This is a genomic window from Kordia sp. SMS9, from assembly GCF_003352465.1.
Lineage (GTDB): Bacteria > Bacteroidota > Bacteroidia > Flavobacteriales > Flavobacteriaceae > Kordia.
In genome coordinates this window covers 2,686,301-2,703,929 of sequence record NZ_CP031153.1, presented here as the reverse complement: position 1 = coordinate 2,703,929, position 17,629 = coordinate 2,686,301, and the positions used below count along the sequence as shown (strand labels likewise).

Below are 17,629 nucleotides of genomic sequence, written 5' to 3'. Positions count from 1 at the left end.
GCGGAGTTTTGCTTTGTACACATTTTGACAGAAATTATGTCATCTTGTCACTTGTGTGAAAATGGTATTTTTTTTGGGAAGTCTTTATTCGTAAAACAAGATTCAATAACAAACTAATACGATATACAAATGACAACAGGAAATATTAATGTATCTGTAGAAAACATTTTTCCTTTAATAAAGAAGTTCTTATACAGCGATCATGAAATCTTTTTAAGAGAATTGATCTCAAATGCTACGGACGCAACGTTGAAGCTAAAACACTTGACAAATATTGGAGAAGCAAGTGTTGAGTATGGAAATCCAGTAATTGAAGTGAAGGTTGACAAAGAAGGCAAAAAATTGCACCTTATTGATCAAGGAATTGGAATGTCGGCGGATGAAATTCAAAAATACATCAACGAAGTCGCGTTCTCTGGTGCAGAAGAATTCTTAGAAAAATACAAAGATTCCGCAAAAGATTCTGGAATTATTGGACACTTTGGACTCGGTTTTTACTCGGCGTTCATGGTGGCAGAAAAAGTAGAAATCATCTCAAAAAGTTACAAAGAAGATGAAAAAGCAGCACATTGGACCTGTGATGGATCGCCACAATTTACCTTAGAAGCACATGACAAAACGGATCGTGGAACGGAAATCATCTTACACATTGCAGAAGATTCAACAGAATTCTTAGAAGATTCTAGAATTACGGAATTGTTAGTGAAATACAACAAATTCATGCCAATTCCGATCAAATTTGGAACGAAAGAAGAAACATTACCACTTCCAGAAGATGCAGAAGAAGGTGCAGAAGCAGAAAAAATTACAGTTGATAACATCATCAACAATCCAACGCCAGCGTGGACAAAACAACCAGCAGATTTAGAAGAAGACGATTATAAAAATTTCTACCGCGAATTGTATCCAATGCAATTTGAAGAGCCATTATTCAACATTCACCTAAATGTAGATTATCCGTTCAACCTTACGGGAATTTTATACTTTCCAAAGATGGGCAACGATATGAACATGCAAAAGGATAGAATCCAATTGTATCAAAATCAAGTGTTTGTTACGGATAATGTGGAAGGAATTGTACCTGAGTTTTTAACGATGTTAAAAGGTGTGATTGATTCACCAGACATTCCATTAAACGTATCGCGTTCGTACTTACAAGCCGATGGAAACGTAAAGAAAATCGCTTCGTACATCACACGAAAAGTGGCAGATAAATTAAACTCATTGTTCAAAAACAGCCGAGAAGATTTTGAAGCAAAATGGGATGACATCAAAATTGTGATTGAATACGGAATGCTTTCAGAAGAAAAATTCTTTGACAAAGCAGATAAGTTTGCCTTATATCCAACAGTAGACGGAACGTACCACACGTTTGAAGAATTGCACGAAAAAGTAAAAGATACGCAAACGGACAAAGATGATAAAACCATCATTTTATACGCTTCTAACAAAGATCAACAACACAGCTACATTGAAGCAGCAAAAGACAAAGGATACGAAGTCTTATTGTTAGATTCTCCGATAGTTTCACACTTAATTCAAAAGTTAGAAACTTCAAAAGAGAACATTTCTTTTGCCCGTGTAGATGCAGATCATATTGACAATTTAATTAAGAAAGACGAAGAACAAATTTCAAAACTTTCAGACGAAGAAAAAGAAAGTTTGAAAACGACCTTAACAGAAGTGGTTCCTGCGGATAAATACACCGTTCAGTTAGAAGCAATGGATTCCAACGCGTCTCCATTTATGATTACGCAACCAGAATTTATGCGTCGTATGAAAGAAATGCAGCAAACTGGTGGCGGCGGAATGTTCGGAATGAACAATTTCCCTGAAATGTACAACTTGGTTGTAAACACAAATCACGAATTGGTAGGACAGATTTTAAATACCAAAACTCGCAAAAAGCAAGAACGTTTAATTAAACAATCGTTGGATTTAGCGCGTTTGTCGCAAAATTTACTGACAGGTGAAGAGTTAACAGAATTCATCAAACGCAGTTACGACATGATTAAATAAAATCATAGTATAGCACTATTTTTAAGCCGCTTTTTTAACGAAGCGGCTTTTTTTGTAACTATTCCTAAATAGCATCGTCATACAATTCAATCAATCAACATCATAAAAACGAAACAAAACATGAAAAAACCATTTATTTTGAAAATCTGCTGTGTTATACTGTTCATGGCAATTCCATTGGCAACATTCGCACAAAGTATAGAAAACCAAATTGATCAACTGATGAGCGATCAATACAAAAAAGAGGCTTCTGGTGCTACTATTTTGGTTGCAAAAGACGGTAAGGTCATTTTCCGAAAAGCGTATGGAAAAGCCAATTTAGAACTCGATATTGACATGATTCCTGAAAATATCTTTGAAATTGGTTCCATCACCAAACAATTTACCGCAGTTGGTATTTTAATGTTATTGGAAGAAGGAAAGCTTTCGCTAGAAGATGAAATCACCAAGTACATTCCCGATTATCCTACGCAAGACACCAAAATTACCATTCATCACTTGTTGACGCATACTTCAGGAATTAAAAGTTACACTTCAATGGACTCTTTACGCGAGTATGCCCGAAAGGACATTTCGCCAACGGAATTGATCGATGCGTTTAAAAATGAACCAATGGATTTTAAACCTGGCGAACAATTTCGTTACAACAATTCAGGATATGCGTTGTTGGGCTATATCATTGAAAAAATTACAGGGAAAACATACGAAGAATTTGTACAAAAGCGCATTTTTGACAAAGTGAAGATGAAAAATTCCTATTATGGAAGCAAATCCAAACTTATTAAAAATCGTGCCTACGGATATCAAGAACGTAAAAACGGCTATGTAAATGCTGATTATATCAGTATGAAGGTTCCGTATGCGGCAGGTTCGCTCATGTCTACCGTAGACGATTTGTATAAATGGAATACGGCAATTCGCAATCACAAATTAATTTCAAAAGAAAGTACCAAAAAAGCATTTACCAATTACAAAATTGACAACGGAAACAATATCAGTTACGGGTATGGCTGGTTTATGGCACGCATACAAGATGTCCCTGTCATAGAACATGGCGGTGGTATTTTTGGCTACACCTCACAAGGAATGTATGTGCCAAGCGAAAATGTATATGTGATTATTTTGACCAATTGCGATTGTATTTCTCCAACCGATATTGCCTACAAAATTGCTGCGGTTACCATTGGAAAATCGGTTCCAAAAGTATCGGATGCCATTACACTCAACAAAGAACAATTGCAAAAATGGGTAGGCGCATACAAATTTTCAGATGGAACTATTCGTTTTATCACACTGAAAGGCAATCAATTATACAGTCAGCGAATTGACAGCAACGGGAAATCTAAAATTTACCCACTTTCGGAAGATCATTTTTTCTTTGATGATGGCTATTCTGAATTACTCTTTACAAATGACTCAAAAAGAAAAGCTGTTTTTAGAAATAAAAGAGCGGAATTTAATGGTGAAGAAAGCGATGTAGAAATGCCCGAAGCGAAAAAGGAAATTCAACTTTCTGCGGAAGTTTTGAAAAAGTATGCAGGAACGTATCAATTAATGCCCAATATGGAATTGGAAATCATCGTGGAAGGCGACCGCATTTTTGGACAACCTACCAATCAATCGAAGGCTGAATTATTTGCAGAATCGGAAGATAATTTCTTTCTAAAAGTAGTTCCTGCAACAGTTACTTTTGAAATTGATCCTGCCACAAAATTGCCTATAAGTTTAACGTTAGATCAAGGCGGAAGAAAAACAACTGCGAAGAAGATTAAGTAATATTTATTTTAATTGAAAACACGCATCTAAGTAGCCGCTTGGATTCGTGTTTTTTTAGGTTTGATTCTTTATTTTTGTGGGAATGAAACTTCTTGAAACACATATTGTCCCAAAACTCCATGCGCCTGTTCGCATTCAAGAATATAATATTGCTAATTTTAAAACGATTGGTTCGAAAAGTGCTTTGAAAAAAACGATCAAAAAGCAACTGATTACGATCAACGATCAAACGGCGACTACTGCTACGTTTCTCTCAGAAAATGATTGCATTAAAGTGTACGCAGCAGCAATGATTCCCAAAAAAATATTTAAACTAGAAATTCCAGTTATTTTTGAAGATGATACTATTGCCGTCATTCACAAACCTGCGGGATTTCCCACCAATGGAAATTATTTTAAAACCATTGAAAATGCATTACCGCACAACTTACAACCTTCTGCAAGTGAAGATGCGTTGCAGTTTCCAAAACCAGTACATCGTTTGGACAATCCAACTTCGGGAATTTTAATTATCGCCAAAACAAAAAGGGCGCAACGCGATTTATATCGGCAATTTGAACAGCAAGAAATTACAAAGACGTATCAAGCAATTGTAATTGGCAAAACTCTTAAAAAGGGGGAAATTACTTCGCCTGTATCGGAAAAAAAAGCGTTTACCGACTACGAAACTTTACAAACTGTTTCTTCTTTACAAAATGAATTTCTATCACATGTAAAATTACATCCAAAAACAGGCAGAACGCACCAATTGCGTGTGCATTTGGCAAGCATTCAACATCCGATTGTAGGTGATTCATTGTACGGAAAAGAAGCAGAAAATTATAAAAAAGGCTTGTTTTTGTGCGCAACTTCTGTGGAATTCACACATCCAATTACTAAAGAAAAAGTAATCTATACGATACAACCGCCAACTAAATTTACAAGTTTCCTAGCACGTGAAGAAAGACGGTTTTTGAAATATACTTTTTAGATGTTCAGACTTGTTTCACTCTTAGATTGTTAGACGAAAATATGATAATAAAAACAAAAAGCTGTCTTGAAAGTTAGAATTTAATCAAACTGAATTTTCATGCTGAACGACAGTCGAAAAATCTAGAATGAGCATTTCGTGAACTTTTAATACCAATTTACACATAAAATGGTATAAGACAACTTCTTTTATTTTTACATAGATATTGGTGTTAAATATAACTACCATCACACAGATAGCCTGTGGTTCCATGTGAACCAAAAGCTTGGCACCATCCTGCGGTATTGCAGCAATTTCCTGGGCCACAATATCCATTGATACCGCATTGTCGTTTTCCTCCGTGTATTGTACTTTGTTCTTCTTTTTGTAATTCACGAACACCTTTACAGTTTAAAATATTTTGTAACATCGTATTTCTATTTTAAGATTCTTAGGTATGTAAAGTACTAAATACTAACAATGAACAGCTACGGTATTACCGTAATTAACAGATTATAGAATAATTAAGATAATACTTACTATAACAAAATAATGTATTCGGTTGCTCCTGCGCCACCAGTAATGTTTTCTGTGTTGGTGATTTCGAATTCTTGGAATTTCTCTAACATAATTTGTGTATAAATTGATTGGTAAAAATTTTATGATGAAATGTATTGTGTCATAGCATTCATGGCTTTGTCTGCCATTTTTGCTTTATTTACTGTAACTTCAGTAGTTGTTTCTTCTCCACCAGTAATTTGTGAAGCATTTTTAATTTCGAATGTTTTTAACTTTTGAATCATAGGTTGGTTTTATAAATTAATAATATGTGTGTTTACGCCATCATTAATTGCGTGATTTTGTTGTGCATTTTATCCGCACTTTTTCGTCTGTTTACAGAAGTTTCATCAGTAACTTCTTCGCCGCCTAGAATTTGCGATGTGTTTTGAATTTCAAATGCTTTTAAGTTTTGAATCATGGTTTTTTTTGATTTTATCAATTAATAATCAATAAGATACAAAAAATCTTCAAACAGCCTACAATTACTGAACTGGAAAGTCAAAATACTGGTTGCGATTGGGTTCGCCGCGTAGTGTAAAATGCCACCACTCTTGTGGATAGTTTCGAAAACCATTTTGCAACATGGTTTCTTGCAATAGTTTCCGATTGTGTAGTTGTGCTTTGGTTAATTCTTGATACGAAACCCATGAAATTTTTCCAAAGAAATCATACGAACTTCCCATATCGAGTTCTTCTTTTGTGTCCAAATGAATTAAAGTAACATCCACCGTACTTCCACTACTATGACGCGATTTTGTGGCGATATATTCTAGTTTGAATAAATCTTTTTTAGCCACATCAGGATAAAACTGTTTCTTCATCAACGTATCATTCAAGTTTCTTGCCCAACGGCGAAAATGATCTACGGCGCGTTGTGGTCGGTACGCATCAAATATTTTAATTCCTATGTTTTGTTTTTTGAGTGCTGCCTGTGCTTTTTGTAGTGCTTTCGTAGCTGGTAATGATAAAATACATTTTTCAGCTTCGTAACCATCTATAGGTGTTCCTACAAAATTATTTGTTCCAAAATAGCGCAACTCTAGTGTAATTTCTGGAATATAATCTGAAACATACACAAAACCTTTGGGCAGTTGCGTAACACTGCTGTTAAAAAGTAGCAGCGTAAGTGCAATAAAAAGGTATTGAAATGTGTGCATGCGATGTAAATTACGAACTGAATTGACAAAATAATGATTAATTTTAGATTCTGAATACAAAATATGATGAATCTAGCTTCTTTATTTTCTGATAATCGTCCGCAAAAACTGAATCTTCCTGAGGCTGACATTACGTATTATCCCAATTTTATTCCTGCCACAGAAGCAACGCGTATTTTTGAAACCTTACGTGACGAAACGCCTTGGCAACAAGACGATATTAAAGTGTTTGGGAAAGTGTATGCACAACCACGATTGACAGCGTTATACGGAACCAATCAAAAATCATATAGTTACTCCAACATTAAAATGACGCCACATGCATTAACGCCGTTGTTGGCTGACTTAAAGCAACAAGTAGATCAAACCTGCGAGGTAAATTTTACTACGATGTTACTCAACTATTACAGAGATGGAAAAGACAGCAATGGCTGGCATGCAGACAATGAAAAAGAATTAGGAGTAAATCCAATTATTGCTTCGTTGAGTTTTGGACAAGAGCGGTATTTTCATCTCAAACATCGTACGGATAAAACCCTCAAACACAAAATTTTACTACAGCATGGAAGTTTATTAGTGATGAAAGGTGAAACACAGCACAAATGGTTGCATCAAATTCCAAAAACGGCGAAACCAATTCAAGGTCGCATCAATAGTACGTTTCGGATTATTGTATAAAAAAGCATCCCGAAGGATGCTCTTTCTTTAACTAACCAACCAAAAATGTAACGTGCGCTATGTATAAAGTAACCAACTTTAGCGAGTACATACGCGTTGATCTTCAGTTTAATCTAAAAATGTATTTAATTTTCTGATTTGTAATTACTCAAAGTAAAAAACTGCCTCATTTAATGTAATGAGACAGTTTCTTGAATTATTTGCTATGAATGTTAATTATCATTTACACCATCTTCGTCAGCATCTTCGTCAAAATCATAATCTCTATCATTGCTACAGCCAAATAATATTCTTCTCAATGCTTCTTCAACAATTACTAATTGACCTCCATTCAAAATCCTACTCACAGCCAAGCAAAATTTAGCTTCTTCTATAACTTCTGCAGTTACTGCTGGAGTGGCAGTACCACCTGTTGCTATCTCCTGTGAGGCATCTACAAATACAGATCCAGCAGCGCAAATCCCCAACTTAACCAATTTCCACTTCATACCTGTAACGTATCCCTGAGCAACAGCCAGCCTTAAAAAATTCATTCCTAGGCATTTAAGCTGATCTTTATAATTTGTGCTTTTACTCAAAGCCTTTTCAAAAACTTCTTGTCTTTCTGATAAGTTTAACTCTAATAATTCAGGATATTTATCTCTAACAATTTTTACTTGTTTGGCTTTGATGATGCCAAATTCCTTCAAAACTTCAGAGTTTTTAACTAAGTTAATGTCTCCATATAAATTAATTGCCATTCTCTCTTTTAGGAGAGTTATACAAAATTCGGAAACATCATTATCATTTGACATTTTATCAATCAGTTCATTTCTATCTGTATCTATTTTTTTTGAGTATTCAGGTGAAGCAAAACTACTTAGAGATATCAAAATAATTAATGCAAAACTTATTTTTTGTAATGTTTTCATTTTTTTGTAATTTAAGATTATTAAAAAATTCCTATTGATTGAAAAGATATATTAGGTATTTCGACATGATCATTATTTTGAATCGTATAAGAATAAAATGTACCGCTATAATTAGCTCCCGTTGTTAAAATGAGATATTTGCTACTATTGTAAAGGTTTCTTACGGTTATTTTATCTGAATAAATAATCATATGGTAAATAGAATTGTAATTATCAGCCTCCACAACAGCAACATCATCAAAATGATAATATTGTGTGTCATAGACTGGGTTTGTTTGTGGACGTATTCTCATTATAGAATGGTAATTTACAGGAGTAGACCAAGAATAAGGACCAGGCACTGTACCTTCAAGGTGTGCTACTAATTCATCTGAATGATTCGGCCAATTGAAATCAAATATGTAGGATAAATCATTTACATTAGTACTTTTACCGATTTCATTACCTTGCCCTTTACGTGATCTGTTTGTAAAGAAAGAATTTTTATCATTTGGAGAAATAAATGGTTCATTTACATTGCTCACAGCTTCTGATTTCAAAGTATTTATCTTGGATATTATATCTGTATATTCATTAAAGCTTTGAAAGGATTCCTCTGTTGTAAATGCTTCAATTTCATTAGTACTACTTTTGACTACAATGTATTTATAAAGTTCATCATCAATTGAATTTATATCAGCGATAGCTTTTTCAAATTTGCCATCAACAATAAGTTTCATGGAGTTTTCATCTACAATGTCAATATTTTCAGTTGAATTGACATCCAAATTTTCTTCATTAAAAGTATCATCGCTACATGCATACAAAAGCAAAATTCCCCCTAGTAGCATAGAGAAAGCAATTGAGGCTTTTGCGTTAAACAATCGTTTTAAAAGTGTTTTTTTCATAATTTAAGTTTTAAAAATTAATAAATTGGTTATAATTGTTAATGATGTACTGTAGGTATTGTTACATCAAAAACTTTATGCTAAATAATTGTAAATAAGTTGATTAATCAGATTTTAATTTTACCTAAACATTCACAACTTATTTAAAAACCTGCTTTTTTTTTACCTTTTTGTACTGTTTTCGAGAATTTAAACTGTAATAGATTAGTATCGCTTTTTATTACAGTTTTTTCTTATAGTAAATTAAAAAACACTATTTTTATAAACCCCTAAATTACTTCCCTAAAATAAAAGGCATAGAATTAACTTTTTAACCTATTTATTTTGATAAACATTAGATTTCACTTTACTTTATTTTTACTAATATTATTTTATATAGATTGTTTTTCTTTTTCCAATGATTCTTTACCAAAATTAGAAAATCAATTAAAATTAGATGACAAGGAAAAAATATCCTATTATTTAAGAAGTATTGATACCCTTACCAATATTGAGGATATAGCCAATGCTAATATTGAAATTTCTAATATTTACTTAACTTCTGGGTATTACTTAAAAAATCCAAAACTCGACAGTGTTTATTATTATGCTGATATCGCTAGAACGATTTCTAAAAATTCTGAAAGCACCTTTAAACAATATTTGCTGAGTACAGGTTATATGGCTACTGCCTTAGCCGAATCTGGAAATAATATTGAAGCGTTGAATTATTTTAACGAAATTATTCTAAGTATTGAGTTAAGTCGAACTCCTTTTGAATATTTTAGATTTAGGCAAAGTGCTAGTACCGAAAAGGCGCTTATATTTATGAAGAAAACTTCCTATGATTTGGCAATGAAAGAATATGACAACTTCTTCAACTACGTACAATCAAACTCCATTGACGAAAAAAGAATCTCTTCTATTGTCTATTTAACCATTACCAAAATAAAAAGATTACAAGGCGATATTAATACTGCTTTTGAATATGCCCACAAAGCTTTAGCTAGAAGTAAAATGAATAGGTTAAAACACAGACAGATATTAGCTAATTTTTTTCTGATTTACTTATACATTGATCAAGATAAATACGATGAAGTTTCTGAGAAGCTAGAAAGCATTTATCAAGAAATAAAAACAAGAGAGAAACACAGTGTGTTTTTCTTAGAGTATTATCTTTTGAAGTCAATGTTAGAAGAGCGGAAAGGAAATAGTGCGTCTCAAATTGAATATGCTAAAAAAGCCTATAATTTTAAACAACAAGGAAACTTGAATAAAATATTACAAGCAGGAGCTATTTTAATAAGGGCCTATAAAAAGCAAGGAAACTATAAAAAGGCATTAGCCATATATGAAAACAACAATTTGCTTAAAAAGAAACGGAATATAAATTTTGCAACCATCAACCAATTATCATTTGATAATCAAATAAAAGACAAGGAAGTAAAAAGTAAAACGATTGAGAATAAAGCACAACAAAGAACTATATTAATTATTTCTATAATTTTATTTTTTGCATTACTATTGGTATTCGTAGGATTCTACTTAAACCAAAATAAGCAAAAATTAAATAACAAACTCAAAAAAATAGATAAAGAGAAATCGCAATTCATTGAAAACATTTCTCATGAAATCAGCACTCCAATAACTGTTATTAAAGGATATCTAAAATTAATTAACACCTCCGCTTCCGACTATAACAAAGTAATTGATTATACAAAGCTAGCAGAACAAAACACAAAATTTATTAGTAATAACATCACAAACTTTTTAACACTAATAAAGCTTGATAACGTTGATTGTCCCAAAAAACACACTAAAGAAAAGCTTGGAAGTTTTTTACATGAAACATTCAGTATGTTTATTGGCATTGCTGAGCTCAAACAAATAGAAATTTACTATAAAACCAATATCCATAAAGACCAAAAAATATCCTTTGATTATGATAGTTTGCATAAAATCGTAAATAATTTGGTAAGCAATGCCATAAAATATTCAAATTCATCAGGTACCATTCACATACATTCTTACATAAATAAATCAGGTATAACCATTACTGTAAAAGATGAAGGTATTGGAATTCCTCAAAAAGAACAAACAAAAGTTTTCAATCGTTTTTTTCAAACCAACCAACAAAACGCTTCAGGAGGTTTTGGCATTGGACTTTCACTGGTAAAAAAACTGGTTACTTTCCTTAATGGTAGTATTACGCTGGAAAGCGATGAAGGCGTTGGAAGTGTTTTTACAGTTCAACTTCCTTTAAATATAGAAAACTATACTTTATATATAAACGAAAAGAATCATCAATATAATTTACTAACTTCTAATGTATCCAAAGTCGTTAAAAAAGAGGGTAATTTGCCTTCCATTTTAATCGTAGATGATCTAATTGGTATGACGCAATTCATTGCAAAGGCATTGGGAGAATCTTTTGATTGTAAATACGCATTCAATGGTAAAGAAGCACTAGAGAAATGCCAGAATCAAAATTTTGATCTAATTATATCTGATCTTTGTATGCCTCAAATGAGTGGATTTGAGTTGAAACAAAAGTTAAATAAAAACAAAAATCTAGGTAAAATTCCATTTGTTATGATGACCTCTTCTGTAAAGGAATATTTTGCAAATATTGATAATGCCCCAATAGAAATCAACAAATATTTAATTAAACCCTTTACAGTAGATGAACTATTAGCTTGTATTCGTACTTTCATTGAGCCTTCAATTTATCAAAAACAACTTTTAAATAATGATGGATTAGGTATTCATTATAATGGTGCTTATTCTGATTTCATTCGAAAAGTTAGTGCTATCATACATGACCATTTAAATGATCCAAATTTTACGATAAAAATACTAGCTGAAAAATGTGGCTATAGTCACAAACAGTTCATACATATTATAAAGAATAAAACGGGCTTATCACCGAGAAAACTTATTTTAGAAATTCGTTTATTAAAAGCATACATTTTAATTACAAATAAAAGACAGCTATCATTAAATGAAGTTATTTACCAAATAGGATTAAATAGTAGATCTTATTTTAATAAAGCTTTTGAAACGCGTTTTGGAATTAAACCAGGAAAACTTGCCAATAAGAAAGTAGCGTGAATGACTGCATCAAATTCCGAAAACAGCTCGAAAGATTAACGGTCGTATCAATAGTACTTTTCGCATCATTGCATAAAAAAAGCATCTCGAAAGATGCTTTTTCTTTAACTAACCAACCAAAAATAGGCGCATTCAGAAAATATCTAAAGCCTTGTAAATACTAGTATTTCTTTGTAACTTAAAGAAACATAAAACCCCGAAAATGACCGATATGGTGCAAAAACGGGGTTTTCTTTTTTCTCTAGCTATGAAAATACAAAGAATTAGTGAGTTTCAGCACAAATTTTCCTTTTTATCTTCTGTTGAAAATTTTGATGCATATTATGTTCGATTTTTAGAGAGTGATCTTGGTAAGATTTACACTGCCATTCCTTGGTCTGATTTGGTTAGATATTTTGACCTTAAAGAATCTTCTAAAGGAACTAAAATGTCCTTTAGTCCACAAGGTCGGATTGCGCTGATGTTTTTAAAACATTATGCCTGTTGCAGTGATAAGCGACTTATAGAACAACTCAACAGTAATATTGATTATCAGTTTTTTTGTGATTTACATTTGGGTTTTGACCGTATCACTAATTATAAAATTGTAAGTCAAATACGATGTGAGCTATCTGCTAGCTTAGATATTGATGTATTGCAAAAATGTCTATATGTACACTGGTCTGATTATATTGAAAATCCTAATCAAGTCACTGTGGATGCTACTTGTTATGATAGTGAACTGCGGTATCCTTCCAACCAAAAGCTACTATGGGAAGCTGTTCATTGGATGTATAAGCAACTCCGTAAAAATGCTAAAGTAGTAGGGGTAAAAATGATACGCAGTAAATACTTGAAATGGAAACTACGTTATCATGGCTTTAGCAAGATGCGTCGTAAGTCCAAGTCCAAACGAAAATCACTGACACGGGCACTTTTATTGTTATTAAAGAAGTTTATCGACTTTGAAGCTCACTTACGTAAAAAGTACAACTTGCAAGCAAGTGTACAATACTATCGCAGAGTAGCTACAATCAAAAAAGTTTACTCTCAACAAGAATATCACTTCAGAACAGGTAATAAGATTAAAGACCGTATTGTAAGTATTGCAAAGGACTACTTACGACCTATCGTTCGAGGAAAAGAAATCAAACCCGTAGAGTTCGGTGCCAAAGTTAACAAACTACAAATCGATGGAATTAGCTTTATAGAACACCTAAGTTTTCATGCCTTCAATGAGGGAACGCGACTGCAAGCTACGATCTATAAAGCACAAGATCTTACCCATAGAAAAACCAAGATCATTGGAGCAGATGCTATATATGCCACAAACAAGAATAGAAACTTTGTCACAAAGCACAAGATTAAAACTGACTTCAAAAGAAAAGGAAGGCCTCCTAAAGACTACAAGCAAGAGAAAAAATTAAAGAGCTTAATCACAAAAGAAAGAGCTACGCGATTAGAAGGTAGCTTTGGCAAGGAAAAAGAGTATTATCATCTCAAAAAAATAAAAGCAAAAACAAAGCTTACAGAAACCTTGTGGATATTCTTTGGTATACATACCGCTAATGCCTTAGAAATCGGAAGAAGAATCTACAAAAAGCAACAAATAGCAGCATAAATTTTTAAAATAGTTTACCAAAACTATGGCATAGGTATGTCTTATCGTTAACAAAACTCACTAAAAAGAACATAAAAACAGTCCAAAATAAAAATCCAAGAAATGAAATAGATCAAATCTTGGATTTTTATGTTCTTGTTAGCTTTAAGTGAGCTATTTTCTGAATGCGCCAAAATATAACAAGCTCTCTTTAGAAAGTAACCAGCTTAAGGACTCAAAAAATAACACTTGATTATCAGTTAGTTATAGTTTTTTAATTTCTTATTTATGACTAAAACGTATTCACTTTAGTATTCAGTTTTCAAGATTATTGATATGTAAATTTAGTAAAAACTTTGTTTTGTAAAAGTTATAATGCATAGAATTTTTCCAATTCATTATTTATATTCTCTAAATGAATTTATTGTTTCGTTACTAGTTGTTGCAAACTGTTGTTGATATCGTCTGTTTTACATATTTCCAAATATTTTGAATAACTGCACTTACATTTTTCTCATTAATTCTATAAATAGCCTGTGTTAATCTCGCAAAATCCCCAAGTGTAAAATTCTACCGCCAGTTTGTGAAACGGGATTTACATTTTTACCTATAATAACTCCTTTTTCTGGCGCAAAATATTCTTCTGTGATATCTCCAAAAATATTTCTGAGTGTTGCAATTTTTTCTCCTTTCTCAACTACTTCTGTTAATTTAGTATGAACAGTTAGCAATCCTCCTTTTGCAGTATATATCCAATAGGATTTTTTGCAGATAAGTGTATCTTCATCATTTTCTTCTATTTCACAATCAAGTAAGCTTAAATAACTCAATAAATTATAAATTCCAGTCAGTCCATCCCGAATGTGTCCCTTTTGAAACAAGTTAGGATCGCCTACTTCCATTGTAATTGCAGGAATCCCCAATTCATCAGCAATTCCTCTTAAAGTTCCATCGCTTGGTGGATTGTGTACAATAATCTGCGCATTTTGGAGCAATGCCATTTTTTGAACGACTTCATCATTCATGTCAGCCCTGACGTAATACGAATTTATTCGACCATTACTCGCCGTATGCAAGTCAACTAAGTAATCAAATTGATGGATGATTTTATGTACTACTTGCCACGTATATGCTTGACTCACATTTCCGTTTTCTTTTCCTGGCATGATATGATTCAAATCGACGTCATCAATAAATCTACGCTGATTGCGTATGTATGATGGTATATTCACTACAGGAATTCCTACAATAGTCCCCTTGAGTTGTTTAATGTTCAGTTCCCAAAACAATTTTTGGATCACTGAAATTCCATTCAATTCATTTCCGTGAACTGCTGCTGTAATCCCGACAGCTTTTCCTTGTTTTGCACCTTTGGCAACAATGACAGGAATATTGATAGGATTTCCTAAACCATCCTCAGCTATTTTTAGCCAATATCTTGTGATGGTTTCTTTAGGAATTGCTGTTATGTCAATTTTCTCTACATATTGTGAGGTACGTACTCTGTTATTTTTCATTTGCATTTTCAATAAAAAAGTTTATTAATTCATTTACTGCCTTTTTAACAACAGTAATTCCTTTATTTTTATAAAACTGATAAATGCCACCAACACTTGTAACATTTATCTCAGATAAAATTCTTTTTCCTTGATCGTTTGTTAGCGTATCAATTCCATACATGCCAATGCCTATTTTTTTCAAAAAAGGATTTATTCGTGCAATTATAGCTTTTTCTTCATCTGTAACTTCAGTATCTATTGAAGTTCCACCGCTTGAAATATTACACAACCAAGAATTCTCTGCTGGCATTCGCAATGTAGCACCAAGTATTTGACCATTTATAACGACAATTCTTTTATCTCCTTGACTTACTTTTTTGAGATATTTTACAGCTAGATATTCAATGTTTTGTTGATTCAATTCTTTTAAAAAAGAATATTTTGCCGTTCTCTCATTTCCTATCCAAACAATTTCGTTATTCAATTTTACAATACCCTTTCCACCATAAGAATTGAGCGGTTTTAACACAATTTCTTTATGTGTTTCAGTAAAGTTAATAATTTCATCTACAGAAGTACACAACTGCATTGGTGGACATAATTCGGGAAAATTCAATAAGTACTTTTTAGTACCTGCCATAGCTATTCCCGATGGTCTATTGATAACGACCTGATTTTTAAATACTTCTTCTAAAAAATCGAGTTGAACTTTTGATAATGGTGGCGGTAAACGCAACCATACAAAATCATATTCTTGTACATTTCTTTTTATTAAATGGTTATCAAAAAATGTGCTATTCTCTGTAAATTCAAAAGTATTGTCAATTCGTTTTACCCAAAGATGATTGGTATCAAAACTCTCTAAAAAAGCTTGATTTTTAGAAATTCCAAGCGTTGCTACATCTACATAGGCACAAAGCTCATGATTGGTAAGTTCACTAGCGGTGACATACATTGAATTTTCAATAGTATGCGCGCTGTGATCAGTTAGAATAAGAATAAGAAACTTTTTCATTAATGAATCTTTATTTCATCTAATAAACTTTGATCGTTATTCAAACTTTTAAATAGATCATATTTGAAAACTCCTTTGGTATTGATCAATGTTTTTGCCATTTTATCAATAGCTACCGTTGATAAAACCGTTTGAATGTAGGCTTCAATCAAATCGTCTAATCCCAAGCCAAGCTTATTAAAATCGCGTCTATCCATTAAAAGCAATCGTTTGGCATCGCTACCCCAAGAACCATCTTTTTCTTTGTAGGAAAGATTCGTTCCCAACATTTCCCAACTGTCTGAACCGCCATCAATACGATCTTTCAGCGGTGCTTTGGCTCTACGTGCATACGCAACCAAGGGTAAAATGCCTTTTTTTGTGGAACTTACCATCAATCGTACATCGGCAATGTAAGTTTCGTTTTTTAGGTTTGGAATCATTCCCACATGATACAGTTTTCCGGAAGAAGTAATACTACTCCAGTTTGAATTCCCAATTAGACTCTGAATGATAAATAGGTCATAGTCAAACTCAAGTTTCATAAAATCGTCCAGTTCCTTTTCATTGATGATAGTATACACACCTTGTCCAGCATTACTGTATGGCACTTTAATCACTGCTTGTCCACCCAATTTATTTACCCATAACGGGATTTCCTCTTTTCGTACATCCCAAATCGTTTCAGGAATGTTTATTTTTAGTCCAAATGGCTTTAATTCTGCATTAAAAATATCGTATGCTTTTGCTGCCACCATTTTATTACGCCCGCCAGCCAAACACACAATTGTTGGATTTAAGATTTTAGTTTTTGTATTGAGCGGCAATCTATTCCAAGGTTTTTGCGTTAAATAGCGAAATGCAGCACGAATTGGAATTAGTTTTTTGTCATCATCAGATTTGACATACATGATACCATCTTCAAAAAAGACTTTAGGATCAGGATCGTCTTTGTGAAATGTAACACAATGTACAGGTTCTTTCATCACATCTGCAATGACTTTCGCGTAGCCAAATACCTCAATTTCATTTTTATCATAGACAACTGCTAAATCACCTTTAACATCTTTTATCTTTTTGATGTAAGGTTTAAACGTGCGTTCTACCATCAAACGATAGCTTCCTTGCTCGTCATTATCATCCAACAAAGGCATAGATTTTTGACCAGATGGACAGGAATTGTTTTCTATCACTACCATTTGTCGTTTTCCTCCAGAGGAAGTCACATTCAATAAATCGGCACCGCCCCATTGAAAATACTTGCATCTGTAATTGAGAATTTCTCTTAATTTATCACTACTTACTGTTGGATGTAGGTGACAATAGCGCGTGACAATTAAATCTCTATCAAGGTTAAAAAAGAACTTCACCATTGGGTGAATTGTAGCGTTTAAAGCTTTAGGATACCAGTGATCTGTTGGCTCAAAATCATTTTGACTGACAATCATTTTAATGAATTATTTATGTTTTTTTTAGTGTTGTTATTAATTTATTAGTTGCTAGGAAATAGGAGTATTCCCTAGCATAAA

The 17,629-nt window shown here is 32.8% G+C and carries 15 protein-coding genes; 6 read left to right on the top strand and 9 right to left on the bottom strand.

Annotation, left to right across the window (positions count from 1 at the left end):
- The first annotated feature begins 129 nt into the window (after positions 1–129).
- The 3 genes from htpG to KORDIASMS9_RS11755 all read left to right on the top strand — a co-directional run bounded on the left by htpG (position 130) and on the right by KORDIASMS9_RS11755 (position 4,765).
- Positions 130–2,019, top strand: coding sequence for a molecular chaperone HtpG (gene htpG, locus KORDIASMS9_RS11765; protein ID WP_114903026.1), 1,890 nt, complete (start codon positions 130–132; stop codon positions 2,017–2,019).
- A 120-nt stretch (positions 2,020–2,139) separates the two neighbouring features.
- Positions 2,140–3,795, top strand: a complete 1,656-nt coding sequence (locus tag KORDIASMS9_RS11760) for a serine hydrolase (protein WP_114903025.1) — start codon at positions 2,140–2,142, stop codon at positions 3,793–3,795.
- Positions 3,796–3,877: 82 nt separating this feature from the next.
- Positions 3,878–4,765 (top strand): RluA family pseudouridine synthase, encoded by an 888-nt coding sequence (locus KORDIASMS9_RS11755; RefSeq protein ID WP_114903024.1) that lies wholly within the window; start codon positions 3,878–3,880, stop codon positions 4,763–4,765.
- Positions 4,766–4,976: 211 nt separating this feature from the next.
- On the opposite strand, the gene KORDIASMS9_RS23265 is transcribed toward KORDIASMS9_RS11755, so the two are convergent.
- The 4 genes from KORDIASMS9_RS23265 to KORDIASMS9_RS11745 all read right to left on the bottom strand — a co-directional run bounded on the left by KORDIASMS9_RS23265 (position 4,977) and on the right by KORDIASMS9_RS11745 (position 6,462).
- Positions 4,977–5,174: a hypothetical protein gene (locus KORDIASMS9_RS23265; RefSeq protein WP_162819905.1), complete on the bottom strand. Its 198-nt coding sequence runs from the start codon at positions 5,172–5,174 to the stop codon at positions 4,977–4,979.
- Positions 5,175–5,403: 229 nt separating this feature from the next.
- Positions 5,404–5,547, bottom strand: a complete 144-nt coding sequence (locus tag KORDIASMS9_RS23260) for a hypothetical protein (RefSeq protein ID WP_162819904.1) — start codon at positions 5,545–5,547, stop codon at positions 5,404–5,406.
- 32 nt (positions 5,548–5,579) lie between these two features.
- Positions 5,580–5,723 (bottom strand): hypothetical protein, encoded by a 144-nt coding sequence (locus tag KORDIASMS9_RS23255; protein ID WP_162819903.1) that lies wholly within the window; start codon positions 5,721–5,723, stop codon positions 5,580–5,582.
- Positions 5,724–5,787: 64 nt separating this feature from the next.
- A complete protein-coding gene (locus KORDIASMS9_RS11745; RefSeq protein ID WP_205318061.1) occupies positions 5,788–6,462 on the bottom strand; it encodes a M15 family metallopeptidase in 675 nt (224 codons plus the stop codon).
- Positions 6,463–6,525: 63 nt separating this feature from the next.
- Between KORDIASMS9_RS11745 and KORDIASMS9_RS11740 the strand changes: the two genes are divergently transcribed.
- Positions 6,526–7,140: an alpha-ketoglutarate-dependent dioxygenase AlkB gene (locus KORDIASMS9_RS11740; protein WP_240321179.1), complete on the top strand. Its 615-nt coding sequence runs from the start codon at positions 6,526–6,528 to the stop codon at positions 7,138–7,140.
- A 212-nt stretch (positions 7,141–7,352) separates the two neighbouring features.
- Here the strand turns inward: KORDIASMS9_RS11740 and KORDIASMS9_RS11735 are convergent, their stop codons facing one another.
- Both KORDIASMS9_RS11735 and KORDIASMS9_RS11730 read right to left on the bottom strand, forming a co-directional pair.
- The gene (locus tag KORDIASMS9_RS11735) at positions 7,353–8,051 is read right to left on the bottom strand and encodes a hypothetical protein (RefSeq protein WP_114903021.1); all 699 of its coding nucleotides are present in this window, start codon (positions 8,049–8,051) and stop codon (positions 7,353–7,355) included.
- A gap of 20 nt (positions 8,052–8,071) precedes the next feature.
- Positions 8,072–8,938: a hypothetical protein gene (locus tag KORDIASMS9_RS11730; RefSeq protein WP_114903020.1), complete on the bottom strand. Its 867-nt coding sequence runs from the start codon at positions 8,936–8,938 to the stop codon at positions 8,072–8,074.
- 324 nt (positions 8,939–9,262) lie between these two features.
- On the opposite strand from KORDIASMS9_RS11730, the gene KORDIASMS9_RS11725 reads away from it, so the two are divergent.
- Together KORDIASMS9_RS11725 and KORDIASMS9_RS11720 are read left to right on the top strand one after the other, a co-directional pair.
- A complete protein-coding gene (locus KORDIASMS9_RS11725; RefSeq protein WP_114903019.1) occupies positions 9,263–12,028 on the top strand; it encodes an ATP-binding protein in 2,766 nt (921 codons plus the stop codon).
- Between the two features lie 202 nt (positions 12,029–12,230).
- A complete protein-coding gene (locus tag KORDIASMS9_RS11720) occupies positions 12,231–13,628 on the top strand; it encodes a transposase (protein ID WP_205318060.1) in 1,398 nt (465 codons plus the stop codon).
- 518 nt (positions 13,629–14,146) lie between these two features.
- Here the strand turns inward: KORDIASMS9_RS11720 and KORDIASMS9_RS11715 are convergent.
- Genes KORDIASMS9_RS11715 through KORDIASMS9_RS11705 form a run of 3 tightly spaced genes read right to left on the bottom strand, consistent with a single transcriptional unit; the run spans position 14,147 to position 17,548 of the window.
- Positions 14,147–15,124: a succinylglutamate desuccinylase/aspartoacylase family protein gene (locus KORDIASMS9_RS11715; protein ID WP_114905222.1), complete on the bottom strand. Its 978-nt coding sequence runs from the start codon at positions 15,122–15,124 to the stop codon at positions 14,147–14,149.
- Positions 15,114–16,121, bottom strand: coding sequence for a RimK family alpha-L-glutamate ligase (locus KORDIASMS9_RS11710; protein WP_114903018.1), 1,008 nt, complete (start codon positions 16,119–16,121; stop codon positions 15,114–15,116). The genes KORDIASMS9_RS11715 and KORDIASMS9_RS11710 overlap by 11 nt, the downstream gene beginning before the upstream one ends.
- Positions 16,121–17,548, bottom strand: coding sequence for a hypothetical protein (locus KORDIASMS9_RS11705; protein ID WP_114903017.1), 1,428 nt, complete (start codon positions 17,546–17,548; stop codon positions 16,121–16,123). The genes KORDIASMS9_RS11710 and KORDIASMS9_RS11705 overlap by 1 nt, the downstream gene beginning before the upstream one ends.
- Positions 17,549–17,629 lie beyond the last annotated feature (81 nt).